General features: G+C 57.7%; 24 protein-coding genes. 10 read left to right on the forward strand and 14 right to left on the reverse strand.

Translation table 11 applies throughout. The annotated features are described in order from the left end of the window. The first annotated feature begins 94 nt into the window (after window positions 1-94). The 4 genes from H9I52_RS12885 (at window position 95) to H9I52_RS12900 (ending at window position 4,388) form a co-directional block, all read left to right on the forward strand. Window positions 95-898, forward strand: coding sequence for a class I SAM-dependent methyltransferase (locus H9I52_RS12885; protein ID WP_165699397.1), 804 nt, complete (start codon window positions 95-97; stop codon window positions 896-898). Between the two features lie 358 nt (window positions 899-1,256). Continuing rightward, window positions 1,257-2,060, forward strand: coding sequence for a class I SAM-dependent methyltransferase (locus H9I52_RS12890; protein ID WP_187454210.1), 804 nt, complete (start codon window positions 1,257-1,259; stop codon window positions 2,058-2,060). 495 nt (window positions 2,061-2,555) lie between these two features. Further along, window positions 2,556-3,488 carry an NAD-dependent epimerase/dehydratase family protein gene (locus H9I52_RS12895; RefSeq protein WP_187454211.1) on the forward strand — a complete coding sequence of 311 codons (933 nt, stop codon included), beginning with the start codon at window positions 2,556-2,558 and terminating at the stop codon, window positions 3,486-3,488. A gap of 108 nt (window positions 3,489-3,596) precedes the next feature. After that, window positions 3,597-4,388, forward strand: coding sequence for an SDR family NAD(P)-dependent oxidoreductase (locus H9I52_RS12900; RefSeq protein ID WP_187454212.1), 792 nt, complete (start codon window positions 3,597-3,599; stop codon window positions 4,386-4,388). A gap of 3 nt (window positions 4,389-4,391) precedes the next feature. Here the strand turns inward: H9I52_RS12900 and H9I52_RS12905 are convergent, their stop codons facing one another. Continuing rightward, entirely contained in the window at window positions 4,392-4,838 is a 447-nt protein-coding gene (locus H9I52_RS12905) for a DUF4174 domain-containing protein (RefSeq protein ID WP_187454213.1), read from the reverse strand. A 97-nt stretch (window positions 4,839-4,935) separates the two neighbouring features. Continuing rightward, the gene (locus H9I52_RS12910; RefSeq protein ID WP_187454214.1) at window positions 4,936-6,084 is read right to left on the reverse strand and encodes an NAD(P)/FAD-dependent oxidoreductase; all 1,149 of its coding nucleotides are present in this window, start codon (window positions 6,082-6,084) and stop codon (window positions 4,936-4,938) included. Between the two features lie 184 nt (window positions 6,085-6,268). Between H9I52_RS12910 and H9I52_RS12915 the strand changes: the two genes are divergently transcribed. The 4 genes from H9I52_RS12915 to meaB all read left to right on the forward strand — a co-directional run bounded on the left by H9I52_RS12915 (window position 6,269) and on the right by meaB (window position 9,894). Continuing rightward, window positions 6,269-7,000, forward strand: coding sequence for a murein L,D-transpeptidase family protein (locus tag H9I52_RS12915; protein ID WP_262386068.1), 732 nt, complete (start codon window positions 6,269-6,271; stop codon window positions 6,998-7,000). 82 nt (window positions 7,001-7,082) lie between these two features. Continuing rightward, window positions 7,083-7,622: an NUDIX hydrolase gene (locus tag H9I52_RS12920; protein ID WP_187454215.1), complete on the forward strand. Its 540-nt coding sequence runs from the start codon at window positions 7,083-7,085 to the stop codon at window positions 7,620-7,622. Between the two features lie 108 nt (window positions 7,623-7,730). Then, entirely contained in the window at window positions 7,731-8,834 is a 1,104-nt protein-coding gene (locus tag H9I52_RS12925) for a PD40 domain-containing protein (RefSeq protein WP_139516169.1), read from the forward strand. A gap of 79 nt (window positions 8,835-8,913) precedes the next feature. Then, window positions 8,914-9,894, forward strand: a complete 981-nt coding sequence (gene meaB, locus H9I52_RS12930) for a methylmalonyl Co-A mutase-associated GTPase MeaB (RefSeq protein ID WP_187454216.1) — start codon at window positions 8,914-8,916, stop codon at window positions 9,892-9,894. A gap of 91 nt (window positions 9,895-9,985) precedes the next feature. Here meaB and H9I52_RS12935 read toward each other — a convergent pair whose 3' ends face one another. The 11 genes from H9I52_RS12935 to H9I52_RS12985 form a co-directional block, all read right to left on the reverse strand. Continuing rightward, entirely contained in the window at window positions 9,986-10,381 is a 396-nt protein-coding gene (locus tag H9I52_RS12935) for a VOC family protein (RefSeq protein WP_187454217.1), read from the reverse strand. A 69-nt stretch (window positions 10,382-10,450) separates the two neighbouring features. Next, window positions 10,451-13,000 (reverse strand): DUF5916 domain-containing protein, encoded by a 2,550-nt coding sequence (locus H9I52_RS12940; RefSeq protein WP_187454218.1) that lies wholly within the window; start codon window positions 12,998-13,000, stop codon window positions 10,451-10,453. Window positions 13,001-13,223: 223 nt separating this feature from the next. Beyond that, on the reverse strand, window positions 13,224-15,902 hold the full coding sequence (locus H9I52_RS12945; protein ID WP_187454219.1) for a M56 family metallopeptidase: 2,679 nt from the start codon (window positions 15,900-15,902) through the stop codon (window positions 13,224-13,226). Next, window positions 15,902-16,297 carry a BlaI/MecI/CopY family transcriptional regulator gene (locus tag H9I52_RS12950; RefSeq protein ID WP_139516164.1) on the reverse strand — a complete coding sequence of 132 codons (396 nt, stop codon included), beginning with the start codon at window positions 16,295-16,297 and terminating at the stop codon, window positions 15,902-15,904. The genes H9I52_RS12945 and H9I52_RS12950 overlap by 1 nt, the downstream gene beginning before the upstream one ends. A 221-nt stretch (window positions 16,298-16,518) precedes the next feature. Then, window positions 16,519-17,229 carry a hypothetical protein gene (locus tag H9I52_RS12955; RefSeq protein WP_187454220.1) on the reverse strand — a complete coding sequence of 237 codons (711 nt, stop codon included), beginning with the start codon at window positions 17,227-17,229 and terminating at the stop codon, window positions 16,519-16,521. A 61-nt stretch (window positions 17,230-17,290) separates the two neighbouring features. Beyond that, window positions 17,291-18,064 (reverse strand): DUF4097 family beta strand repeat-containing protein, encoded by a 774-nt coding sequence (locus tag H9I52_RS12960; RefSeq protein WP_187454221.1) that lies wholly within the window; start codon window positions 18,062-18,064, stop codon window positions 17,291-17,293. 94 nt (window positions 18,065-18,158) lie between these two features. Continuing rightward, a complete protein-coding gene (locus H9I52_RS12965; protein WP_187454222.1) occupies window positions 18,159-18,998 on the reverse strand; it encodes a HEAT repeat domain-containing protein in 840 nt (279 codons plus the stop codon). A 6-nt stretch (window positions 18,999-19,004) separates the two neighbouring features. Beyond that, the gene (locus tag H9I52_RS12970) at window positions 19,005-19,544 is read right to left on the reverse strand and encodes an RNA polymerase sigma factor (protein ID WP_139516160.1); all 540 of its coding nucleotides are present in this window, start codon (window positions 19,542-19,544) and stop codon (window positions 19,005-19,007) included. Window positions 19,545-19,766: 222 nt separating this feature from the next. Beyond that, window positions 19,767-20,132 (reverse strand): dihydroneopterin aldolase, encoded by a 366-nt coding sequence (gene folB, locus H9I52_RS12975; RefSeq protein ID WP_139517802.1) that lies wholly within the window; start codon window positions 20,130-20,132, stop codon window positions 19,767-19,769. Between the two features lie 88 nt (window positions 20,133-20,220). Then, the gene (locus H9I52_RS12980) at window positions 20,221-21,225 is read right to left on the reverse strand and encodes a DivIVA domain-containing protein (protein WP_187454223.1); all 1,005 of its coding nucleotides are present in this window, start codon (window positions 21,223-21,225) and stop codon (window positions 20,221-20,223) included. Next, entirely contained in the window at window positions 21,222-22,166 is a 945-nt protein-coding gene (locus H9I52_RS12985; RefSeq protein ID WP_187454224.1) for a WD40 repeat domain-containing protein, read from the reverse strand. The genes H9I52_RS12980 and H9I52_RS12985 overlap by 4 nt, the downstream gene beginning before the upstream one ends. A gap of 112 nt (window positions 22,167-22,278) precedes the next feature. Between H9I52_RS12985 and H9I52_RS12990 the strand changes: the two genes are divergently transcribed. Then, entirely contained in the window at window positions 22,279-22,944 is a 666-nt protein-coding gene (locus H9I52_RS12990; protein ID WP_187454225.1) for a 4'-phosphopantetheinyl transferase superfamily protein, read from the forward strand. A gap of 12 nt (window positions 22,945-22,956) precedes the next feature. After that, window positions 22,957-23,565 carry a redoxin domain-containing protein gene (locus H9I52_RS12995; RefSeq protein WP_139516156.1) on the forward strand — a complete coding sequence of 203 codons (609 nt, stop codon included), beginning with the start codon at window positions 22,957-22,959 and terminating at the stop codon, window positions 23,563-23,565. 171 nt (window positions 23,566-23,736) lie between these two features. On the opposite strand, the gene H9I52_RS13000 is transcribed toward H9I52_RS12995, so the two are convergent. Further along, the gene (locus tag H9I52_RS13000; protein ID WP_139517801.1) at window positions 23,737-24,615 is read right to left on the reverse strand and encodes a transglutaminase-like domain-containing protein; all 879 of its coding nucleotides are present in this window, start codon (window positions 24,613-24,615) and stop codon (window positions 23,737-23,739) included. Window positions 24,616-24,654 lie beyond the last annotated feature (39 nt).

A 24,654-nucleotide genomic window follows, 5' to 3' on the forward strand; every position in this document is an offset into this window, starting at 1 on the left:
GATACTCTTCATGTGGCCTTCATACTCCAACTCAGATCTTAGCGCGTTTTCTAAATCCCTAGGAAACGCTCCCAAGCGCCTTCTCAGCCAGTTCATGCCTTTATCATTACGTAGTATTATTGCGCGTGCCTATCGATCAAGTGAGCGCCTGATCCGCGAAAACCTCCGAATTTATGAGTCGGAAGACAAATTAATTGCGGATTCGCAGCGCTACTGGAACAGCACCGACCGCGACTACGTGGCGGGCAACGCGCACTGGCGGGGCAACGGGGTGTTCGCCGGCGACGACGCGCGCTGGCTGGCCATGGGCCGCCACAACCTGGCCCAGTTCGCCCGCCTGGCCGGCCCGGCCTACCTGCGCACGCCCCGCCGCATCGTCGACTGGGGCTGCGGCGGCGGGGCCAACGCCGTGCACTTCGCCCCCGGCGCGGCCCGCTACTACGGCGTGGACATCACCGCCGCCAGCCTGCGCGAGTGCCACCGCCAGCTCCAGGCCCTGGCCTGCGAGGCCTTCGTCCCCGTCCAGTTTGAAGCCGACCAGCCCGAACGCACACTCGCCTTGATTACTGAGCCCTGCGACCTCTTCTTTTCTACCTATGTATTTGAGCTGTTTCCAAGCAAGGACTATGGGAAACGCATTCTGGATATCGCTTACAAACTACTCGATACTAACGGGTTAGCTTTTATCCAGATCAAGTACAAAGATCAGAGCAGCAAGAGCAAAGCGCACCGGTGGGGCTACGCGCAAAACCTGCCGCACATGACTACCTACCGCATCGAGGAGTTCTGGCAGAACGCCGAGCAGTGCGGCTTCACCCCCCAACTCGTCACCCTGGAGCGCCAGCAGGCAGTCGAGCTCGGCGAACGCTACGCGTACTTCCTGCTCAAAAAAGACTGAGTCAGTAGTACGTAGCGCACCTGCACTTTGCAATGCATTGATAGACAATCCATTACAAAGTGCAGGCGGGCTCTGCGCGTTGTAAGGATAACTGCATTTCGTCGGTTGGGCTGGCGAAATGCAGGGTAAAAAAGAAGCACGGTAAAAATTTATCCCAACAGATAATTTTACCGTGATTTCTTATAATAAATTTTATACATTCACAACTCTTGCTCCCCAAGCCGGGTTGAGCTCCTAAATATTTGTGATATCAAATATTTACTGCATTCCTACTACGCCTGCCCCGATAGATAGGCGGTTCTCTAAGGCCTTACGAAACATTTTTAGTCGACTTATCCAGCCTGTATTTGTCATGGCTATGGCTACGCAACTTCGTAACGTGATTGCTCATGTATACCGCTCTGGCGAACGAGTAATACGCGAAAACCTCCACTTATACGATCCTGAAAGTAAGCTCATTGCGGATTCGCAGCGCTACTGGAATCGCACCGACCGCTCGTGCATTCCCGGCAACGCGCACTGGCGGGGCAACGGGGTGTTTGCCGGCGACGACGCGCGCTGGCTGGCCATGGGCCGCCACAACCTGGCCCAGTTCGCCCGCCTGGCCGGCCCGGCCTACCTGCGCACGCCCCGCCGCATCGTCGACTGGGGCTGCGGCGGCGGGGCCAACGCCGTGCACTTCGCCCCCGGCGCGGCCCGCTACTACGGCGTGGACATCACCGCCGCCAGCCTGCGCGAGTGCCACCGCCAGCTCCAGGCCCTGGCCTGCGAGGCCTTCGTCCCCGTCCAGTTTGAGGCCGACCAGCCCGAACACGCGCTAGAGCACATTCCCAAGGCGTGTGACTTGTTTTTTTCTACCTATGTATTTGAGATTTTCCCCACCAAGGAATACGGCAGCCGGGTGTTGAACATCGCAAGCAAGTTGCTGACCAACGACGGCTTGGCGTTTATTCAGATCCGTTACGACGATGGCACATCGGCCAGTCAGCCGCACCGGTGGGGCTACGCGCAGAACCTGCCGCACATGACTACCTACCGCATCGAGGAGTTCTGGCAGAACGCCGAGCAGTGCGGCTTCACCCCCCAACTCGTCACCCTGGAGCGCCAGCAGGCAGTCGAGCTCGGCGAACGCTACGCGTACTTCCTGCTCAAAAAGAGTTGACGCAGAAACGGCGCGTCGTCCCGCATCTGCTAAGCCAATTTTCAGCTTAGTAGCGAGCCGACGCGCCGTTTCTGCGCTTTGGGCTTACTTACCAAAGCTCAAAAACGTGCGGGACTTACTGTGTTTGTACAGTTTATAATACGGGCGGTGCACAAACCGATGGCCTTTGTATTGAGCACGAGTGCAAGGCGTTGTTGCATAAGCACTTATACTGAAAAGCAATATCGTTACCAACCATAAAGTGGTGAGACGAGCAAAGAATGTTGTGTGCATAAAAGTGTGAGAAGGGCGAAAACAGGACGGTAAGATGGCGCGTCAGGTGCGTTGCCCTGACTTATTTGCTGTACAAAGCAACGAAGCGATTGTACTAAATGCCGTTAATTGCGCCCAACCTCAGCGTATTCTATCCGAACTACTGTTGTGCATCGGCAAACAGTTAGTTTTCGCTATATAGGCCGAAAAAGCTCGCCTATTTGTTACCCAAACTCCATGGCCATGCAAACCATCTTAGGTGCCGGGGGTGCCATCGGCACCGAGCTCGCCCGCGAACTCCGGCATTACACTGACCGGGTGCGGTTGGTGGGGCGAAAGCCCGTAGCCGTCAACCCAACCGACGAGCTGTTTTCGGCCGACCTTACCAATGCGGCCCAGGTCGAGCGGGCAGTGGCGGGCTCGGACGTCGTGTACCTTACCGTCGGCTATGAATACAACCGGAGGGTGTGGCGCGCCAAATGGCCAGCTACCATGCGCAACGTACTGGATGCCTGCCAGAAGCACCAAGCTAAGCTCGTGTTCTTCGACAACGTGTACATGTACGACCGCGCCTACATTGCGCACATGACCGAAGAAACGCCCGTACGGCCCACCAGCAAAAAAGGCGAAATCAGGGCGCAGATAGCGCAAATGCTACTTTCTGCAGCGCAAAGCGGCCAGGTGCAGGCCCTTATCGCCCGCTCGGCCGACTTTCTGGGCCTGAAAAACAGCGTGCTTGTGGAAACGGTCTACAAAAATCTGAGCAAGGGCAAACGGGCCGACTGGCTGGCCAACGCCGACAAAATCCATAACTGGACCAACGTGCTGGACGCCGCCAAGGCCACCGCGCTGCTGGGCAACACACCCGACGCCTACAACCAAGTCTGGCACCTGCCCACCGACAAAGCCCCTATTACGGGCCGGCAGTGGGTAGAAATGTTTGCGCAGGAAATGCACGTCGCGCCCCAGTTTCGGGTGGTGCCGCTGTGGCTGATGAGCCTGCTGGGCCTGTTTGTGCCCGTGATGCGCGAGTTGCGCGAAATGGCTTATCAATACAGCCAGGATTACTTTTTCGACAGCAGCAAGTTTGAAAAACGCTTCGGCTACACGCCCATCAGTGCACGTGAAGGCGTTAGGCAAATTGTAGCAAGTGGAAACCAAGGTGCAGGCGATTAACCTGCATAAACGTCACACAATCAATCATTTACACAATAACAGGTTTCCAGTCCGCAGACAAATTTGCCACTTTGGGGTTTAGCTAAGTCAACTAGCTAAGTACGTCTCATGGATCTGCAACTCACCAATAAAATTGCCCTGGTTACGGGCTCCACAGCCGGCATCGGGCTGGCCATTGCACAACAGTTGGCCGCCGAAGGTGCCGAAGTAATCATCACGGGCCGCACAGAAGGCCGCATTCAGGAAGCCATTCGCAGCATTTCGGCGCAAGTAAGCGGCGCGAAGGTGCGCGGTGTAGCCGTGGATTTTGGCCACGCCGACGAAGTGCAGCACTTGATGCGAGAGGTGCCCGAAGTAGATATTTTGGTAAACAACGTCGGCATTTTCGAGCCCAAGCCGTTCGCTGAAATTACCGACGAGGAGTGGATGCGCTTCTTCGAAGTGAACGTGATGAGCGGCGTGCGGCTCTCGCGCCAGTATTTTCCGCTGATGCTGCGCAAAAACTGGGGCCGTGTGCTGTTCATTTCCAGCGAATCGGGCCTCCAGATTCCGGCCGAAATGATTCATTACGGGACTACCAAAACGGCGCAACTGGGCGTGGCACGCGGCCTAGCTGAGCTCACCAAGGGCACTGGCGTGACGGTAAACTCAGTGCTGCCCGGCCCCACCGCTTCGGAAGGGGTGCAGGAGTTTTTGCAAAAAATGTCGACGGAGGGCAAGTCGCCGGAAGAGGCCGAAACCGAGTTTTTTCAGAATGCGCGGCCCTCGTCGCTGCTCCAGCGTTTCGCGACGACTGAGGAAGTGGCCAGCATGGTTGTGTACTTGGCCAGCCCGCTGGCCTCGGCTACCAACGGCGCTTCGGTGCGCGTCGATGGCGGCGTGATTCGCAGCATCGGCTAGCGGCTACGGCTTCTTCCCCTTTGCCTCTTGGCGCCGCATCGGCATGGTGTCGATGGTGCCAAAGAGGCGCAGCGGCGTAATCGGCGCGGTGTCTTTGCGCTTGATGCCCCCGTCTTTGCCAATGAGCACGGCCGTAAAAGGAGCTTCTGCTACGCCTAATTTCTGGCGCAGAAACTGTTTGTCGGCCGTGCTCATTTCGGTGGTTACGAGATCAAGCACGAGCATGTCGCGCTCCTGCAAGCCTGCTTTATCCTGCGCCAACAATGCTTGTTGTTGCTTCAAGGCTGGCTGATCGGCCGAAGCCGCGCAGAGTAGCAGCACCCGCTTTTGCCAGCGATTGGCTTTTAGGGTTTCGGCCAAGCTGGTATCGCTGCCGGCCTGCGCCAAACCGACCAACGGCAGCAACAACCCACTGGCCAACAACAGACTGCGAACGAAAGCAATAGACATCAAGGCTCAGATTAGAAGTGCACCTTGTGTCTTTACGCAATCGGTGGCGCGAAGTGGCAGGAAAAGCTATTTTTATAAGTTATTAATAATCAATTAGTTACCCCACGGCTTTCAGAAGCAGGTTTTTAACCAACGGGTGCCGTCCGAGGCGAAAGGCGCCATTTACCAGCCACGCCTTCGCCGATAGAAAGTGCATAAGGCGGTAGCTGCGCGCTAGTCTCTTGCCGATGTGCGTCTGCACTTGGCGATCATACTCAAACAATTGCGCGGCACCGAAATCATGCGTTTGAAAGCAGCGCACGGCTTGTTGAGCCGCTAGAATTCCGCTCTGGACTGCTTTATCGATGCCGTGGCCTTGCAGCGGATCGATGAGCGCGGCGGCATCGCCGGCCAGCAGAAAACGCGCGCCCGAAATAAGGCGTTGCACCCCGCCCAGCGGTAGGCCAAACCCTTGAATATCGGAAAGTTGCTTGGCTTGTGCAAAACGGGTCGCCAGCCGCGGATGCGTTTGAGTCATGTGCCGAAGTGCCTGCTTCAAATCCAGCTTGCGGGCCGCTATTTGGGCCGAAAGCATGCCGAAACCTACGTTGAACACACCCTGCCCCACCGGAAAAATCCAGAAGTAGCCGGAGCGGTATTCGTCGAGGAAAAAGAACTCGCTGGTTTGCTCATCCGACTCGCTCAGGCCCGTAAAATACGCCCGCACCGCCGCGCACTGCCGCGTCCGGTCAAGCGTACGGTTGGTGAGCTGGCGCGCCACCACGGAGTTAGCTCCGTCGCACCCAATCACGAGTGCGGCCGTCAGCGGCGCGGCTTGGGTGGAAGGAAAAACTGTGGCTTGCTGCGCACTGATTTCCAGACGCTTAACGCCGAAATTTTCCAGCACTTCGGTCTTTGTGTGGCGTTTTACCATCGAAAGCAGGTGCTGGTCGAAGTGCAGGCGGGGGCTGTTGAACGTACGTGCTTTCCACTGCACCACGATTTCGGTGCCGTTGGGGGCTACCAGGCGGCTGTTGCGCGTTTCGGCTTTGGTGGTCAGTTCAAACAGCTCGTCGTACCAAGCCTGCGAAAGCTGCCGGATGGCTTTTAGGGCCGGACTCGGAATGGCATCGCCGCAGATTTTATCGCGCGGAAACTGCTGCCGGTCTGCCAGCGCCACGCGCAAACCGCTGCCGTGCAGGGCCAAAGCGCAAGCCGTGCCCGCTGGTCCCGCCCCAATAATAACGACGTCGTAGTGCTGGTTCAAAGGCAATGGGTAGAGGAACGCTTAAAGATACACTCGGCTCATTTTGCAGCGTAGCCACGTGCGTTGGCGCTCAAAAAATTACGATATAGAATATTATACTATTTTAATACTGCACAGCGTTCGGGCTTGGCTGCGGCACCCGCTGTATTTTGCAGGCTGGGAATGCTGCGGCAACACCTCTTCTATGCGTTATTTTCTGCTGGCCCTGGGCCTGTTGGCGACTCTGGGCGCCCGTTCGAGCGCGCCTTCGTTTCGGGAGCAACAATTGCAATATCCGCGGGTGCGGGCCGCGTACGCCGCCAAATGGCCAGAGTTGCAACGGCTTCTGATTTCGCATGGCATCAGGGCCTCGGAGCTGGAAATTTTCGTGCGCGCCTTCAAAATCGGGCGGCGGCTGGAAGTGTGGGGCCGCAACCGCGGTGACGCTCAGCTTCAACCGTTGCGCACATACTTTATTGCAGGCACCTCAGGCACCTTAGGGCCCAAGCGCTGCGCCGGCGATGGCCAGGTACCCGAAGGGTTTTATTCAGTCAACCGCTTCAACCCCAACAGTTTGTACCATCTGTCGCTGGGGCTTGACTACCCAAACAATTCCGACATGCTCCTAAGCGGCTCCGACCCCGGCGGCGATATTTTCATCCATGGCTCCGACCAAACCATTGGCTGTCTGCCCATTACCGATGCCTTGATTGAAGAGGTATATGTGCTGGCCGTAGAAGCCCGCAATGCTGGCCAGGCGACGATCCCCGTGCACATTTTCCCGTTTGAGTTATGCGATGAGAACTTGACTACGTATCAACACCATGCCCATCATTATTTTTGGCAAAGCTTACAACTTGGTTACCAGTACTTTGAAAAGCACCACGATTTGCCAAAGGTTCTGGTACAACCTACGGGGCTTTATGCTTTCGAATGAAAACTTGCCCATTTGAAAGCACCTTACCGCAACTTACTGATAATTAGTATATTACGTTTCAAAATCTGAACTCAGCTTTCCTTTGTCAACCATTCACACCACTTTTCGGGAAGCTGCCGTTTTGGTGCCTGTGTACCGCGACGCAGCCGGTGATTTGCAGTTGGTGCTTGTGCGGCGCGGCGACTTTGGCGTACACGGCGGGCAACTTGCCTTCCCGGGTGGCAAACGCGACCCAGATGATAATTCATTACTATCCACGGCGTTACGCGAAACCGAAGAAGAAATTCATCTGCCGCCTACTTCAGTTGAGGTACTCACGCAACTTCCGGCCGTTTCGACGAACGCGTCGGGGTTTCGTGTAACGCCATTTCTGGGGCGCATCACCCGCCCGGCCGAGGAGTGGCGTTGGATGGAACACGAGATTGCGGAAGTACTGGAAGTGTCGGTCCGGCACCTTGCCGACCCGGCTACGCACGGCGAAGAGCTGGTACAGTTCCCGAATTGGCCTGATCCTCAGCAAATTGCTTTCTACCGCGTAGGCGAATACCGGCTGTGGGGCTTAAGCTACCGCATCATTCGGCCGCTCATTGCGCCGTTGCTGGCCGGGAAATGGGATATCTGATTCCTAGGGAAAAGCCCAAACCATAAGTCTTTACACCAATCTGGCACGAAATTCCGTTTTATCCCGGCATTGGCGCTGTTGCTTAATTTGCCGCCCAATTCTGAGCTTATGAAACGAATTTCCTTTCTTCTGTTGCTGCTTTGGCTGGCGCTGCCAGCGGCTGTACACGCCCAGCGCGAGCAATCCATCTGGTATTTTGGCGGGCAAGCCGGCCTGAGCTTCGCCAACGGTGCCCCTACCCCGTTGCTGGATGGCAAAATGGTGAGCTATGAAAACTGCGCCGTGGCTACCAACAGCCGCGGTCAGCTGCTGTTTTACACCAACGGAGGCACCATTTTCAACCGCCAGCACCAGCCCATGCCCAACGGCCGCAAGATCATGGGCGGCCCCGAAAGCACGCAGGGCGCCGTAATCGTTCCCGATCCGGGCAGCGGCAACATCTTTTACGTGTTCACCACTGACTTTCAGGGCCGGAGCGGCGGCATGCGCTATTCGGTAGTGGATATGACCCGCGACAACGGCCTCGGCGACGTGCCGCGCGCTAACCTTTTGCTAATCACACCGGTAGCCGAAAAGCTGGCCGCCGTGCGCCACAAAAACGGGCGCGATGTGTGGGTGGTGGGCCACCGGTGGAACTCGAATGCTTTTGTGTCCTACCTCGTCACGGCCGATGGCGTAGCGGCCAAACCCATCATGAGCAACGTGGGCACCATGCACGCCGGACCGGGCCGTAATGCCATCGGCTGCATGAAGTTTTCGCCCGACGGTACCAAGCTGGCCGCGGCCATCTGGCGCGAAAGCAACAAGTTCGAAGTGTTTGATTTTGACACCAATACGGGCGTGGTCAGCAAGCCGCGCTCCTTTGGGCCTTACGAAGAAGCGTATGGCGTCGAGTTTTCGCCCGACGGCACCAAGCTCTACGGCACCAGCAACGGTACCGGTGGCGGCAACGCTCAGATCTGGCAGATCGACTTGGCAACTAAGAAAGTGACAGCCATCGGCAGCTCCAAAAACCGGAAGGTAGGCTCGCTGCAACTCGCTCCGGATGGCAAAATCTACGTGGCGCGCGAAGACAACCCGTATCTGGCGGTCATTCAAAACCCCAATGCGGCCGGTGCGGCGTGTACTTACGTAGACAATGGCCTCAACCTGGGAGGCCGGCGCAGCAAGCTGGGCTTGCCTAATTTCATCCGCGAACCCGGAAAAATGTAGCGCAAGTTTTAGCTTGCACCGCACGCAACCCGCTCCTTTCCCGCCCAACCGACGGTGCCGGCTGCTCACGCTCGTTTTCATGCCCAAACGCTTTTCCGTTGATCAGTACGCCGATGGCATTTTGGCCGGCAATCGCATCTTGCTGAGCCGCGCCATTACGCTCGTCGAAAGTACGCTCCCTTCCGATCAGGCACTGGCGCAGCAAGTGCTCGACCGGGTGTTGCCGCACACCGGCCGCTCGGTGCGCGTGGGCATTACGGGCGTGCCGGGAGTGGGCAAAAGCACCTTTATCGAAGCGCTGGGCTTGCACCTTGTGGGACAACTGGGCAAGCGTTTGGCGGTGCTTGCCATCGACCCAAGCAGCCAACGCAGCGGCGGCAGCATTCTGGGCGACAAAACGCGCATGAACCAGCTAGCCGCCCACGAGCGGGCTTTTATTCGGCCATCGCCGGCCGGCCGCAGCTTGGGCGGCGTCGCGCGCAGCACCCGCGAGGCAATGTTGCTCTGCGAAGCCGCAGGCCACGACGTAATTTTCGTCGAGACGGTGGGTGTGGGCCAGAGCGAAACAGCCGTGCACGGCATGGTCGATTTTTTCCTGCTGCTCATGCTGGCCGGTGCCGGCGACGAGCTACAAGGCATCAAAAAAGGCATTATGGAAATGGCTGATGCAGTGGTCATTACCAAAGCCGATGGCAGCAACAAAATGCCTGCCCGCCGCGCCAAAGGCGAATACCGCAGTGCCCTGCACCTGTTTCCGCTAGGGCCTTCCGGCTGGAGCCCCAAGGTGACGACCAGCTCGGCGCTTACCGGCGCGGGTGTGCCCGAAGTGTGGCAAGTGGTGGAGAAGTACGTGCAACACACCCAACAAAACGGATATTTCCAGAAGCACCGGCAAGAGCAAAACCTGCATTGGCTCTACGAAACAGTCCGGCAGGCGCTGGAAGAACGCTTCTATGCGCAACCCGCTGTCCAGCAACAGCTTCCTAGCCTACGTCAGCAAGTCATGGACGGTCGTAAATCGGCGTTCGGGGCGGCCGAAGAGTTGCTGGGGCTGGGTTAAAAACAGCGCACCAAAAACCCTCACCCAGTCATGCTGGGCTGTACTCTGCATGACTGGGTGAGGGTTTATTAAGATTGGGTAGGGTGTTTATTTAAGCGGGTTTCGGACCGAGCAAATCCCATTTGTTGCCGTAGCAGTCCTGAAATACCACCACGTTCCCGTAGGGTTCTTGCCGCGGCTCTTCCAGAAACGTAACTCCCTGCGCCTTCATGCGGTGGTAGTCGTCCCAGAACGTGCCGGTGTGCAGAAACAGAAATACGCGGCCGCCGGCTTGGTTGCCCACTGCTTGAAGCTGTTCGTCGGAGGCGGCTTGGGCTAGCAGCAGGCTGGTAGAGGGCGAATTGGCGGGCGCAATCACCACCCAGCGTTTGCCGTCGCCCTGCGCGACGTCTTCCACCACCTCAAACCCTAGCTTTTGCGTGTAGAAGGCAATTGCTTCGTCGTAGTTGCGCACTACTAGCGTTACGTGGGCAATGCGTTGAGCCATAAATGCGGGTGCAAATGCAGTTAGACGAGATTTACGCTCAAACGGATTTACGGATTGCCACTGGTCGCACTAACCGCGCTTGGGCTTGAGCATCAGATAATCGATATAATACAACACCTTGATTGACAAGGAGTTATTGTGTGGCGTATTGACCGTATTATTGAGATTTCGGAAATACTGCGGTGTGGCCTCATCAGCGATCAGGGACGACGAGCCGGCGTTTTTCCAGACAATGCTGACCTGCGAGCCCGGCGCAAACCACCACGCATACACGGCGTCCACGTTGAAGGCGTTGAAGCTGGTGTCGCGGTTGCGGCGGTAGTCTATGCTTTCTTCTTTGCCGTCGTCGAGCAGGCGGGTGAAGTCGCGGTAGTGCACGGTGCTCACGTAGTGGCGCGTCCGGATGGTAAGTGACATGCGGTTGTTGAAGGTATAAGAGCCAGATAATGTGTTGGTTACCGTCACTACCCGGCGGCGTCCCAGCATGATATCGCCCCGGTCATAAAAAAATCTATCCAGGGGCTCGTCGCCGTTGAGGCCCCCGGCAAACCCGATCTGGTTGCGCTGCATCTGCCAGTCGAAGTTGTAGCGAAACGTGAGCTGATTGCTCACACGGTAGCGCGGCGAAAAACTCAGGCCGTAGCCATCGCGGCCGTGGCGGCTGCCGTCGTGGGCGTACCCACGAATCGCGGCGGAAACATCGTAGGCTATCTTTTTGCGGTAATCTGAGGAGATGAAGGCGTTGGCGCCCACGTTGGCCGGTTTGCGCACAAAGTAGCGCCCCAGGGGCTCGACGCGCGGTTCGTAGAAGTCGTGCGTGGCCGGCGAAGCATCCACGTTAAAACCCACCGTAATAAAGGACTTGGTGAACGTGGTATTGCCGCCGCCATAAACGCTAAGATCTTGGTAGCGAGTTGGTTTGTAGAGCAACGACTGACTTACGCCCCAGTAGGTGTACATGTTGTTGACCTTCCAGAACGGCTTGTATTTGTTGTACGAAAAGTCGGCGACCTGCGTGATGGCGTTGTTGCTGAACAGGAGGCCCAAATCGTTGGGGTCGTAGGTATTAGAAGTGATGCTTTGGCTCAGGCGCCAGGTGAAGTTGCCGGCAATTTTGGCCACGCCCACCAAGTATTTGTAGCCGTTTTTGTTGTCGATAGGAGCTTCGCTGGCAAATGCCTGCCCGCGCCGCCGCGAATACACTACCTGCCCATCGACGGCGTAAGAGTTCTTTTTGTTGGCAATGCGAAACAAGCCGCCCGTCACGTTGGCATCGTACACTTGGCCCGCACGCGTGACATTGGTGTTAATCAAACTCACATAGGAGTTGTTTTTCAGCGATTGATCCAGCACCACGATGTTGTAGTTGCTCAGCGGCTGGGTTATCACTTGGCGTTCGTCGCCGCTGAGGCTGTCGCGCACCGTGGCAAACATCTCCTTCGACACGGCATTGAAGACCCCAATGCCCAAGCCTTTGCTCGTGCGGCCCGAAACCTTGGTGGCGTTAATGAGCCGTGAAACGCCGGGGTTGCTGACCAAGCGCTCGCCCTTCCGCAACTGCCCTTCCGCGTTGTAAAAGCCCATCGGCTGGGCCCCTACCCTGCGCGAATAAAACAAGCCGCCCTTGTTGAACAGCTCGGTGCCTTCGGTGAAAAACGTGCGGTTTTCGTTGTACTGCACCTCGAAGGGCGAAAGGTTCAGTACCACGTTGTCGCTTTGGGTTTGGCCAAAATCGGGCACCAACGTGGCATCCAGGGTGAAGCTTTCGTTGATGCCGTACTTGATATCGGCGCCGCCGTTGAACGACATGTCCGTGTTGCGCACCCCTTGCTGGTGGTAGGGATAATGGTTGACGTAGGCCGACACGTACGGCGTGAGCGAGAGGCGCAACGGCGGCTTGATGTCGCGCACGCCCGTCAGGTCGCCCCATTGGTTCACGAAACCATCGACGGCGGGCCGCACCTCGTTCCAGAAGAAGCGCTGGTTGTCGCGTTTGCGCTGACGCATAAAATTGAGGCCCCACAGCTGCTCGGGGGCTTTGCTGAAGCGAATGGCCGAGTACGGAATGCGAATTTCGGCGATCCAGTCGGTGCCGCGCAGACTCGTTCGGCTTTCCCATACGGCATTCCAGCCAAAATCTTCGCCCCCGGCGGGCGAGTAGCGCGAGTCGAGTTGCACACCACCGGGCGTAATGAGAAAGCCATACCCATTCAGCCGGTCGTGGTAGGTATCGATGAACACCCCAAAGAAGTCGGTATTCTCCAAATTATCGCGCTGGCTTAGCTCCTGCATGATAGAATCGGGCGACACATCGTGCAGCACGGCCCCGATGTACAGGGCGGCATCGTCGTAGAGCACGCGCACCTCGGTAGGCAGCTTTTCGGGCAGACCAGGATTTGGTTTTTCCTGAATGAATTTGGTAGCCACGGGCGCCTCCTGCCACGCGGCTTCGTCGAGCGCACCGTCGATTTTGATGGGCTGCGTAATGCGCAGGGCCGTTAGCTGCCGCTTGGGCGCCATGGCCGACGCCGTGGTAGTAGCCGACGCCGGAGAAGTTTGGGCCGTAGCCACGGTGGCAGACCAGAGAAGTCCGCAGAGGAAAAGCAGGCACGCACGCATCGCGGCAGAACAGCTAGGAATAAAACTTACAAACAATTGATTATCAAACCGTTAACTGCGGGTTCACACTTCACTTCCCTACTCTGCCGCGGTTCCTCATCAAAAACAATATTCAGATAAGGCAATAGATGAACCCAGCCCGCAAAGGGTTGCCTTGCCGACTAGAAAGAATAAAAAAACCGGCTTCCCTAGATAGAAAGCCGGTTTTTCGCCAACGAAAAGTTTATTCGTTGCTTGGTTTTTGGTCTGGGCAACTGGTTTTAATTGCATTCAATTTCACCAGCCGACGATACTGCCTGAGATTTTCCAGCGTCTGGCTTTGGCTGCTGGACGTCAGCTGCACCAGCGCTACGTGCTCGTTCAGCTTGTTCAGCACTTCCGAGTTCACAACTTCTACCGTGTAAGAAGCTGGCCGAGTGATAATTACATCACCCGTAGGAGGCGTTGGGGCCGGAGGCGTAGTAGGCGCAGCGGGGGCTTCGAGAGCTGGAGGCGTAGGAGGCGTTACCTGAGAGCCCGAGGGCCGAGGCATACGAGGTGCCCGAGGAGCCTTGGGCGCTTGCGGAGCTTTCGGCGGGGTGGGCGGAGTTTCCGACGAGCGGCTGTCGTTGTTTTCGCGCGCCCGCCACATCGACGAGCCGGTCATCTTGTGGCCGGTGCGTGCTTCGTAGAGCTTCAGGTATTTCTGATGGATGCTTTCGGGCTGTTTTTTGCCGTTCACCGTCATTTCGCTGGCCGTGAGCGTCAACTCGTAATTGCGGGTGTCGGTGATCAATTTGTCTTTGACCAACTCCTGCTTGAGCTTCTGCTCTTCGTCGGCCCGATGGCGCTCGCGCTCAGCCCGCTCCGCTTCGCGGTCACGACGCATTTCCTCCATATCGCGCCGTTTTTCTTCCAGCTCGCGCCGTCTTTCTTCGATAGCGAGGCGGCTTTCATCTACGGTGCGGCGACGCTCATCGTCCACTTCGCGGCGGGCTTCGTCGCTGTCGCGGCGAGATTCTTCCTCTTCCCGCAACCGCTCGCGCAGCTCTTCCTGTTTTTCGCGGATGCGCTCACGCTCCTCGCGCAGTCGAGCGCGGGTTTCTTCCGATTTCTCGGCTTGCTCGGCCCGGCGCAGGGCCTCGTCGGCTTGGCGCAAGGCGCGGCGGGCCAGTTCGTTGGCATCCTCCGGCGTTTGGTCGCCGGGGAAGCTGTAGGTGAAAGATTGGTTCAGGCGCAGGTTCTGCAGGCTCCGACGCGTGGCGGCGTCGGCATTGGCCTGAGCCCGGCGCACCGACCGCTCGATCTCGGCTTGGTCGCCGGCCGGAATGCGGAAGGTAAAGTTGCGCTTGAAGTTGGGGTCGTAGAAATACGTGAAGTTGTCGCCGTCCTTCGACCAGAAGCTGCCGTTGGGCACCACCTTCACCACTTCTACCCGCTTGCCGCCTTTGTCGTCTTTGATTTTGCTAAGGGTGGTCTTGCTTTTGGAGCCTGACGCTACTCCTTCCACGCGCTCGCCGTCGACGAACATATCCGTGATGCGGCCTTTCTTATCTTTCTCGATGACCACCGTGCCACCCGACCGACGCGAGCCGTTCACAACTACCACGCGCTCGGTGCGTTTGCGCTTTTTGTTTTTGTCTTTATCGCCGTCATTATCACCATCCTGTTGAGGCGCGGCAGCAACCGGCGCCAGCGGCTCCGTCTGGGCCAATGGTGCAAGCGACGTAGCAACAACCGGCAGGTCAGTGCATTCCTCTGCGAGCTTTTGGCCTAACGGAAGGTTGCTGAGCTTGCCCAGAGTACCGGTTTTGGCCGACAGCGGTCGAGGATCAGCCATGGCCACGGCCGTGGTCAGCAGCACCAGCCCGCAAAGCACGACGCAAGCCGCCATAAAGCCTTCGGAGAAAGTCGGGGCGCTACGGCCCTGCACCAGCCGCCGAATCCGGCCCAGCAACGACCCATCGGGGCCTACTGCCGAGAGCGCGAGCCGTGCGGCGGGCGTACGCTCAAGCCCTAGTTCGGCTAGGGCGGCCAAGGCCCGCGCCAACCGCAACGGATCGCCACCGACCAGGGCCGTGGCGGCATCGTCGCAGCAGTTTTCACGCTCGGTACGCATGCAAGCCGTTACGAACCACACAGCTGGGTGGTAGAAAAACAGAATCTCGGCAATCGACTGCAACAGGTTCATCAGGTAGTCGCGGCGGGCAATGTGTGCCAGCTCGTGGGCCAGAATGGCTTCCATATAGCTCTGGCTCAGGCCCGTTACGGTGCCGAAAGGCAGCAAAATAACCGGCCGCAAATGCCCTACCACCAGCGGCACCTTCACCAGCGCCGACTCCAGCAGCGCAATGGGGTGCCGTACGCCGGCCTGCTCGGCCAGCACGGCTATGCGGGCCGTCCACTCCGGGGCGAGCGGCTGTACGCGGTAATGCCGCAGCCGCTGCACGTAGGCCAGGCCGCCCAGCAACCGGAGCGTCATGGCCAGCAAGCCCAGCAGCCAAGCCGCTACCATCACGGGTATATTCTGGTCGAAATAATTTAGCCACGCCCGAATGCTCGTAGTTGGGGCTTCGGCGGCCGAAGCAGCCACTACAGGCGTCGATGCCGCTGCGTGGGTAAGGGCGTGCGAAGTGCTAGCGACTGGCTCGGCCTTGGCAGCGGCGGCCACCGAGGCGGCCACGGCATCTTGGCGCAGCGCGACATAATAATGCCGCCCGAAGGTCACGACGGCCAGGCTCAGCAACGTAACCAGGGCCGCAGCGGCCGTGGCATAACGCACCTGTGCGCTGTGCCGACGCAACAGCAGCAGCAACCCCGCCAGGGCCAGCGCCACCACGGCACCCTGCCAAATAGAGTGCACCAGTGTCCAGCCCAAGGCGCGCACCAATGCCGGCGACAAAAAATGTTCGAGCCAGTTCATTACTCTTCGTCTTTTTGCTTTTCGATTTCGTTCAGCAGCGAGCGGATTTGGTCCAGCTCTTCCTTAGAAGTACTGCGGTTGCCGAGCGCCTGCATCACGAGCTTCATGGCCGAGCCGCCAAACGTGGCTTCTACAAAGCGGTCTAGCAGAACGCCTTGCGTCTCTTCTTCCTTCACCGCGGCGCGGTACACGTGGGTCCGGGAGTCGTCTTCGCGGTGCACGAGGTTCTTTTCGAGCATGAGTTGCAGCAGCTTCAAAGTGGTGGTGTAGCCCACGTCGCGCTTTTGGCTCAGCTGGTCGTTTACAAAACGGACGGTGTTGGGGCCGTGCTGCCACAATACCTGCAAAATCTCCAGCTCAGATTCGGTTGGCTTGGGGGGAGGTGACTTGCTCATAATGATGAGGTTATGGTATACGAAGACTTTCGTATACCAAACATATACGAAGCTTATCGTAGATGCAAGTGTTTCCCAAATGATTTTTTTGCTTATTCTATAATCTATTGATTATCAAATATTTATGCAGCTTGAATACTCTGCTTATGATCTGGTTGCCTTAGATTAAGCGCCTCTCGACGCCCACAACATCGGCCCGGAAGGCCCAACGCCCTTCGATGCTACTTCCGCTTCCGGAAGTAAATGTCGTTGCTGATGGATTCGAGCTTTACCAGCGGGCCGCTGCCGCCTAGCGTGCCGCGCACTTGGTAGCCCACCGGACCGGGATTTTCCTTGCGGTTGACAAAGGCAATTTCCTGGTCGGTGTAGACTTCGCCGGTGATGGTTTTGAGAGCGACTTCCGCGTGTTGGCTCGCTGGCCAGCTTACATCGACGAAGCCACTGATGGATTTGGCCTCGATGGGCGCCGTAACGCCGTTTATTTCGATGTTGCCGCTGATGGTGTTGATGCGCAAAGCGACGCCGGTGGGCACGGTCACTTCAAACTGAATGTCGCTGCACACCGAGTAGCTTTTGCCGTTTTTGTTCTGGCTCCAGTTGGTGCCGCCGTTGCCGGGGCAGTCGCTGGGCTGGCCCGTTTGCAGCAGCGCTTCGTCGAAGCTCGAAGCGACCGTTACTTCTTCGGCGGTGCGGTCCACGGCCAGCAGCAGGGCATCGTTGAGCTTGCCTTGGTTGATGGTCACGCTGGCTTTCACCGTCACCTCCGAGCCCGAGCCAGACCGCACCCGGATGTTAGTCGCCTGCTTCAGATTGAGGAACACCCGCTGGCCGGCCTTCACGGGCGCCTGCTTTTCAATCACTTTTTGGGCCGTGGCCAATTGGGCAACGCTCAACAGCAGCCCCAGGAAAACAAGAGAGAGGAAACGCGACATAACGTAAAAGGCTAAAGTATTGACTTATTGGATGATACAACCTTTTCAGCAGAAATACTGGCTACTTCGCCTTCCGCACGAAAATGTCGCCGCTGACCGTTTTGAGCGATACCGCGCTTCCGCCCCCGTTGATGTTGCCCGTGATGGTTTGCCCGCCTATCCGGTGCAGATCGCCTTTGTTGGGCGCCAAGTCGAAGTCGGTATAAATCTCGCCCGAAACCGAACGCAGGCTCAGGTTGGCCTTGGCGTTGGCAGGCATGGTTACGTCGAGGTCACCGCTGACCACGGAGATGGAGCTGGGCTGCGACTGCATCGAGGAATAGCGCACCGTGATGTCGCCGCTCACGCTGTTGGCCACCACGGGGCCACTTACGTTCAGCAGTTTGGCATTGTCGCCGGTCATGGCTATTTCCAGGCTGCCGTCGAGGTTCTGCACCGTCAGGTCGCCGCCGTTCCAGCCGTTTTGTTTAAATACCAAATTCGATTGGCGCGGCACCCGAATAACGTAATCGGCATCGGCGCGCGAAGCTTTGGCAATGTGCAGGGTGTTCTCGGTTTTAGTCACCGCGAGGCCTAGCTTGGTGTTGTCAATGGCCGTGTTATACACCGGCCGCAGCCCGTCGGCGCGCTTGTTGGGCTCTTCGTAGGCGTTGTCGCCCTTGCTGCTGATCACTACTTCGTCGCCGTTGTAGCCTTCCACGGTCACGTCGCCGCCCTGCATGTCAATCACGATTTTGCGGTCTTTGCCGCTAAGCTTGGTCTTGTATTCCTGCGCTTGCAAGGAAGTGCTGGCGGCCAGAAACGCGAGCGCAGCCAGAATGAGGGACTTTTTCATATGAGGGAGAGGTTATTTTTGAGCAAAAGAGGGTCGGCGCCAGAACCGCGGCTTCTGGCTAATGCAAACCTTATTATTTATATATGTTTGATTATCAGATCAATATCCCAATTCCTGCTTCGGCTTGCTTGCGCACTACGGGCAGGGCATCGCGGCGCTTAGCCAGCCGTTCGAGTTGCGGCACTGCCCGCCGCTCATTCAGCTCCACCAACATTTCGATGAGCGTGATTTGCACGTTCGGATCAGTCTGGATGGGCAACGACTGGACGAAGGCCTCGCCGACCCGCGGGTCGGCACGCAGGCGAAACAGCGCCTCGCAGGCGGCCAAGCGCACATTGGGGTTGGGGTCGAAGTTGAGCGTATTGATGAGCACCTGCACGGCCGGCGAGCCCGGCTCGACGTTGCCCGGCGACTGGCTCACCAGCTGAATCCGGTCGCTGGCCGATACGGCGGGCGTCGGCACAATCTTCAGGGCCTGCGCCAACTGCTCCGACTTATCAACCGGCGAATCGGAGGCGACCAACTGCGCGCTATTCTTAGCCGGCCCGAGCAACAAGCCCAGCAGCACACCGGCCGCCACCAGCGCAATGCTGGCTGCAATGCGCATCCACGCAACCGGGGCGTCGAAAGTCAGCCAGCGCTGCTTGCCTTCGGCTTTTGGGGCTGGAGCCGCCGCCGATTGCAACGTGGCTTCTTCTTCGGCCAGCATCGCCAGGAAATTGGTGCGCAGCTTCGTGCTGGGCACTTCGGGCACCACGGCCTCAAATTCGGCCGTTAGGGCCCGAATTTCGGCCACTTCCTGCTGGCACGCTGCGCACTGGGCCACGTGAGCGGCGATGCGCGCTGCCTCCTTTTCGGGCAGGTTGTGCTCGGCATAGTCGACCAACTGGTCGGCAATCTCAGCACAGGGATCTATAAGAAAGGACTGGTCCATAATGAGTTAAGCGAAATATATTTTGCGCAACGCCTGGAGTGCCCGGTGCGCTTTTACCTTGGCCGCGCCCGCCGAGCACCCGAGCATTTCTCCTATTTCCTCGTAATCGAAGCCCTGGTAGCGGTGTAGCACCAAGATTTCGCGCTGGGCCGGTGGTAACAGCGCTAGCGCCTCCTGCAAGCCTTGTTGCCGATCGACGGTAGCCATTTGAGCGTACGCCGCGTTGCCGAAAGCGCCGGTTCGCTCCACCACGTCAATGTCGGAGGTGCGCATCTGTTGTTGGCGCTGCCAGTGATCGGCGTGCACGTTGCGGGCCAGCTGGTAGATCCAGGCCCGAAACGGCTGCGGTGGTTGGTAGCTGTTGCGGTATTTCAGAATGCGGTAGAACACGTTTTGGGCGAGGTCTTCGCTGGTATCGCGGTCGTTGGTGAGGCGGTAGAGAAAGTTGAAAATCGGGCCGTGGTAGCGCTCGAAGAGCGGCGTCAGGCAGCGTAGCTCATCGCTGCGCACCTGGGCCATTAGAGTTTCGTCGCTTACGCTATGCACGGGTCAGAAGGGGCGTTTGGGTTGGTTTTGCTGGGAGTACCGCCAATTTCACCATTCGTTACAACGACTTCTAAATATTTTTTCGACGCTGCCCAACCCAACTATAAAACACAAAAAGCCAGGCTACTCGACTAGCCTGGCTTTTTGCAGCAATTGAAAACAAAGCGGTTTAAAACATATTTATTTAAAACATAAATATTTTATTATCAATATTTTACAAAACTAAAACTTACGTTGTGCCCGCTCCAGCGTCACGCGGGCCCGGTGGCAAATGCCGCCCAGCGGCGGGTTGAATTTCGATACGCTCACTCTCACCGAGTGCACGTGCGGAAACTCTTTAAAAATGCGGTCGATGACGCGGTGGCCAAGGTGCTCGAGCAAGCGCGCTTTGGCCTGCATTTCTTCGGCCACTACTTTATAAAGCACTTCGTAGTTCACGGTGGCTTGCAGCTTATCGGAAGCACCGGCGGCGTGCAGGTCGGTTTCGATGTAGAGATCGACGCCGTATTTATTGCCGATTTTCTGCTCTTCGTCGTAGTAGCCGTGGAAGGCAAAAAACTCCATTCCCTCCAGCGCAATCTGGCCGATTTCCATAGTGTATCAAAGGTTCTGCAAAACAAAACCGGCTGTCCTTCTAAGGCACGAAGGACAGCCGGTTGGTTTCTGGTAAGTACAATTAGATCTCGTCGAAGAACGACTTTTCGGTAGCCACAGCGGCCGCAAAACCAGGGCTCGGTGCGGGCGGGGCTATTTCGGGTTGACCGGGGCCAATGGGCTGAATATCAGGCGCCGTGGGCTCGATGCTGGGCCCCGTCGGGTCAGGAATGCGCGAAGGCTCGGGCTGGTAAATGCGGGAAGGATCGGATTTGCCGGGGTTTTCGTCGGGTGAACTCGGCCGAATTTCGGGGCCGGGCACTTGCGAGGGTGCCCCCGGATTGGGCTCCTGCCCCGGCTGCGGATTGCGGCCCGGCTGCGGGCCGATGGGCCGGGCTTCGGGTTGGGCCACGCCGCCGTTAACAGCAGCGCCGGAAGCCCCGGCTACGGCTGCGGCCGAGGATGTGGAAGCAGAACCTACGTACATGGCGGAATCAGTTTCGGGTGAAGAATCGGGTTTATTCACCTTTACGCTGGCCGCACGGGAAAGGATAGACGCAACCGAAGCTTTTGGTCGAGCTTTCGCTTTTTCTACTTTATCGAGGGTATCGGAAGCCAGACGCTGCAAATCGCGCACAAGGCCTTCCATCTGATTTTCAAGGCGTTGGCATTCCTGACCTAAGCCATTGACTTCGGCCTGCATTTCGGCAATGGTCTTTTCGGCCTGTTTGTAGGCATCTTCCACCACGGCGCGGGCCTTCTGGCGGGCATCCGAAAGCAGCTGCTCGGCCTTGAGTTGGGCTTCGCGGATGCGCAGCTCGGCTTCGCGCTGGGCCTGCTCGGTGATGCTGTTGCCGGTGTCTTCGGCGGTCTTAAGCGTGCGGTAGAGCGACGTTTCTACCTCGCGCATTTTTTGCACTTCGTGGGTAGCGTGGTCGAGCTTGAGGCGCAGCTCGCGGTTTTCGTCGCCCATGCGCTCCCACTGTTGCGAGAGCGTCAACAGGAAGGCTTGTACTTCGTCTTTGTCGAGGCCGCGAAAAGCTTTTTCAAAGGTCTTCTGCCGGATATCGAGGGCGGTAATCTTCATAAGGCGGGGGGTGCGACCAGGAGCTCCCACACGGCAAGGCTGCGGTCGTCGCTACACGAAACTAGCCGATTCTGGCGTCCTGACCAAAATAACTTGTTGACGGAGGTACCGTGTCCGGCGTGCCGCGCCCGGTCGATCACGCGTAGCAGCCGGAACGTTTCGGCATCCCAAAGCTTAATGGACTTGTCCATGCTGCAGGTGGCAAAGTAGGTGCCATCGGGGCTGAAGGCGATGTGATTGATGGTAAACATGTGCGCCACAATATACTGATATTCAGCATATTGACTTTCCACTTCCCATACTCGTAAGTGTGCGTCGCGGCCGGCTGTGAGCAGGTAGCGGCCATCGGGTGAGTAAGCGGCGGTGAAAACGGAGTTGGTGGCACCTTCCAAAGTGTGTTTCAGCGCCAAAGAATCGGCATCGAGGATGCGTACCAGCGTGTCGCTACCGCCCACGGCCAGCTCGTTGCGCTCTTCGTGCAACGCCAAGCAACGCAGGCTTTTATCCGACAGGCGCAGCAATTTCTCGACTTTGAAATCAGCGGCCCGCAGCACGGCCAGCGTGCCATCGCCGAGCGCCACGTACAGGCGCTGCCGAGCCTCGGAGTATGCCAGATCGAAGATGGCGACGGGCGGCAGCGGAGTGGCAAAAACCAGCTTCTTTTCGGCCAAGTCAATCGCCTGAATTCCCTGGTAATTATGCCCGATCAGCAGCAGATTCCGCGTGGGCAAATACTGCAGGGCGTACACCGAGTTTTCGACTTTGGCTACCAATTCCCCGTCGCGTTCGGGCTTGTCGATGTCCCATACGGCCACCATGCCGTCGGCGCCGGCCGAGTAAAATGCGGCCTTATCGGGGTCGCCGGCCAGGGTGTACACGCAGTCGCGGTGCCCGGTGAGCGCGGCTAGTTTTTGCACCTGCAAACGAAAAAGCGAAGGCATGCCGTAGGGTTAGGATTTGGGCCGAAATTACGGCAGTTTTGACGAGCAAGCCGTTTTGTGCTTTGCCCCGACTACAACCGGGCACGCTGCTTCTTGATTTATTTTTTGCCTCATGCCCTTTCACTCCGCCACGCCGCTTCCCAACCAAGCCGTATTAGGCCTTTGGCAGCTGACGGAGCCCTCAACCGAATTGGCGGCCCTTTTGCCCTACCCCGAGCGCTACGCCGAGTTGCAACCCGGAGGCCGCGACGAAACGCGGGCCACGCAATGGTGGGCCGGCCGGGCGCTGGCACACACGCTCTCGCAAGAACTTAATCTGCCCCCGGCGCTCCTGCGCAACGACGCCAACGGCCGCCCTCATTTCGACGGCCAGCCGGATTTTGCCGTGTCGCTGTCGCATTCGGGCGAGTGGGTGGCCGCAGTAGTAGCTCCGCGCGGGCGGGTTGGCACAGATATTGAATTAGTTAGAACCAAAGCGCAACAGTTGGCTCCCAGGTTTCTATCGGAAACCGAGCGAGCCGATGCTGGCGACGACGCAACGAAATACAGTCTCTATTGGAGTGCCAAAGAGACGCTTTATAAGCTGCACAGTCGCCGGGGCCTGGTGTTCAAAGAGCAAATTCGGCTCGACCCGTTTGGGCTGCGGGAGGCAGGTGTATTGACGGGGCACCTGCTCCTCGAAAACTTCCGCAGCCAACACCAGATCTACTACCAGCGCCTGACCGAACAATACGTGCTTACGTATTGCGTCGAAACCGACTCCTTTCCTCCTGCTTAATCCTGCTCTTCCATGTCCTTTCGCCGAATCTCAGTAGTGGCTGCCATTGCCTTGCTTTTTTGCACTGTTGCCATCGGCACGGCGCGGGCGCAGGGTAGCCGCACCGTAAGCGATTTCTCCCTGAAAAGCGTCACGAACGCCGAGGTGGCGCTGCGCAGCTACGCTTCCAAAAAAGCAGTGGTGGTGGTGTTTATCAACCAAAACTGCGCTTTCACCAAGCTTTATCAAGGCCGGCTAAATACGCTCGCCTCCGAATACGGCGGACAAGGCGTGCAGTTTTTGTTTATCGACACGCCTATCAACTTAGAATCCTCTAGTGAACCCACTGATTCAAAGGCGATTACGATAAAGACCTCGGGAGACAATCTGGGTTATTTCACCGACGAGGGCCAGAAAGTAAGCACGCTGTTGGGCGCCACCAAAACGCCCGAAGTGGTGCTGCTCCAGCCCGCCGGCGATGGGTTTGCCGTGCGCTACAAAGGCGCCATCGACGACAACGCGCAGGTAGAAAGCTATGTAAAAGAGCGTTATTTAGCTCAGGCGCTGGATAATGTGCTGGCAGGCCGCCCAGTAGGCGTCACCGACAAGCGTGCTGCCGGCTGCCTTATCAAACGAAATTAAAAACGCCGCACCGGGCAGTGGCCTTTCACCTCTCCACAACCCAGCTCCAGCAGCCAAGCGTCAATAGCCATACCCGTTCGCAAAAAAGCCAGCCCCGCGGGGCTGGCTTTTTTGTGCTGCTCTTGTTTCTGTTGATATGGCGTTTGCAGGACCCAATAGGCGATGCGAACCTTATTCTTCACCCGATTCCTCCGTGTCGGTAGTTGGGCCGGCTTCGTCCGTCAGAATAGCCAACAGCTTGCCGACCTCGATGGCTTTGCTGGGCTCTTGCATTTTCTCGAAGCTCAGCATCAGGTTGCGCAGGGCCCGACGCACAATGTCGAGGTGCGAACACGGCTCGAAAAAGATGTCGTTGGAGGTGAGGTTGAGCTGCGCTACGTAGTGTTCGATGTCGGTGCGCGATAGTACTAGGCCACGGTTGTAGCAGTTGATGTAAAAAGGCTCGACTTTCGGAATCGGCGATTGATACATCAGCACAAACAGGTTGGGCAAGTTCACGCCGTAAATCGGCAGGTTTAGGCGCTGCGCAACCAATAAATATATCACGCAGAGTGTCAATGGGTTACCGCGCCGCGTTTCCAACACCAGATGGAGCATAGAATTGGCCGGCGAATGAAAGTTCTGCGTGTTGGCCGAGAACTTGTGCACCTTAAACATGACGTGGTTGAGCGCCTGCACTTGGTCGGCGGGGTGCATATCGGGGCGCAGCAGCGTCCAGGCCTCGAAGCGCAACTGCTCGACGGCGCGGTTCAGGGCCTGCAAATCGGCGTCGGGATACTGAAAGGAGTTGAGCAGCCACATGCCTTCCAGCAGGTTTTCGCCGCCCGAATCGCGCCATACGCGCAGGCGCTGCTGAAGGCCTTCAAATTGCAAATGGTGAATCAGGTCTTCGAGGCGCTGCTGCTGCTGCGGATCGAGGCTTTCCTCCCACGACTCTTCCAGAAACGGTATAATACTTTCCCCCAGCGTCTGGATACGCTCATGAATCTGCGGCGCGATTTCCGGATCGTCGAGCAGTGAGATGAGGGCTTTGATTTCTTTGTTGGTCATGTAGTGGGTAAGCGGCTCCGCGCGGTGCGCAGCAAGCGG

This window comes from Hymenobacter sp. BT491 (assembly GCF_014349165.1).
GTDB lineage: Bacteria > Bacteroidota > Bacteroidia > Cytophagales > Hymenobacteraceae > Hymenobacter > Hymenobacter jejuensis.

What these genes read in the sequence shown, in the direction of transcription:
- H9I52_RS12885 (WP_165699397.1), top strand. Translation starts at nt 95, where the DNA reads ATGCCTTTATCATTACGTAGTATTATTGCGCGTGCCTATCGATCAAGT.
- H9I52_RS12890 (WP_187454210.1), top strand. Translation starts at nt 1,257, where the DNA reads ATGGCTACGCAACTTCGTAACGTGATTGCTCATGTATACCGCTCTGGC.
- H9I52_RS12895 (WP_187454211.1), top strand. Translation starts at nt 2,556, where the DNA reads ATGCAAACCATCTTAGGTGCCGGGGGTGCCATCGGCACCGAGCTCGCC.
- H9I52_RS12900 (WP_187454212.1), top strand. Translation starts at nt 3,597, where the DNA reads ATGGATCTGCAACTCACCAATAAAATTGCCCTGGTTACGGGCTCCACA.
- H9I52_RS12905 (WP_187454213.1), bottom strand. Translation starts at nt 4,838, where the DNA reads ATGTCTATTGCTTTCGTTCGCAGTCTGTTGTTGGCCAGTGGGTTGTTG.
- H9I52_RS12915 (WP_262386068.1), top strand. Translation starts at nt 6,269, where the DNA reads ATGCGTTATTTTCTGCTGGCCCTGGGCCTGTTGGCGACTCTGGGCGCC.
- H9I52_RS12925 (WP_139516169.1), top strand. Translation starts at nt 7,731, where the DNA reads ATGAAACGAATTTCCTTTCTTCTGTTGCTGCTTTGGCTGGCGCTGCCA.
- meaB (WP_187454216.1), top strand. Translation starts at nt 8,914, where the DNA reads ATGCCCAAACGCTTTTCCGTTGATCAGTACGCCGATGGCATTTTGGCC.
- H9I52_RS12935 (WP_187454217.1), bottom strand. Translation starts at nt 10,381, where the DNA reads ATGGCTCAACGCATTGCCCACGTAACGCTAGTAGTGCGCAACTACGAC.
- H9I52_RS12940 (WP_187454218.1), bottom strand. Translation starts at nt 13,000, where the DNA reads ATGCGTGCGTGCCTGCTTTTCCTCTGCGGACTTCTCTGGTCTGCCACC.
- H9I52_RS12945 (WP_187454219.1), bottom strand. Translation starts at nt 15,902, where the DNA reads ATGAACTGGCTCGAACATTTTTTGTCGCCGGCATTGGTGCGCGCCTTG.
- H9I52_RS12950 (WP_139516164.1), bottom strand. Translation starts at nt 16,297, where the DNA reads ATGAGCAAGTCACCTCCCCCCAAGCCAACCGAATCTGAGCTGGAGATT.
- H9I52_RS12955 (WP_187454220.1), bottom strand. Translation starts at nt 17,229, where the DNA reads ATGTCGCGTTTCCTCTCTCTTGTTTTCCTGGGGCTGCTGTTGAGCGTT.
- H9I52_RS12960 (WP_187454221.1), bottom strand. Translation starts at nt 18,064, where the DNA reads ATGAAAAAGTCCCTCATTCTGGCTGCGCTCGCGTTTCTGGCCGCCAGC.
- H9I52_RS12965 (WP_187454222.1), bottom strand. Translation starts at nt 18,998, where the DNA reads ATGGACCAGTCCTTTCTTATAGATCCCTGTGCTGAGATTGCCGACCAG.
- H9I52_RS12980 (WP_187454223.1), bottom strand. Translation starts at nt 21,225, where the DNA reads ATGAAGATTACCGCCCTCGATATCCGGCAGAAGACCTTTGAAAAAGCT.
- H9I52_RS12985 (WP_187454224.1), bottom strand. Translation starts at nt 22,166, where the DNA reads ATGCCTTCGCTTTTTCGTTTGCAGGTGCAAAAACTAGCCGCGCTCACC.
- H9I52_RS12990 (WP_187454225.1), top strand. Translation starts at nt 22,279, where the DNA reads ATGCCCTTTCACTCCGCCACGCCGCTTCCCAACCAAGCCGTATTAGGC.
- H9I52_RS12995 (WP_139516156.1), top strand. Translation starts at nt 22,957, where the DNA reads ATGTCCTTTCGCCGAATCTCAGTAGTGGCTGCCATTGCCTTGCTTTTT.
- H9I52_RS13000 (WP_139517801.1), bottom strand. Translation starts at nt 24,615, where the DNA reads ATGACCAACAAAGAAATCAAAGCCCTCATCTCACTGCTCGACGATCCG.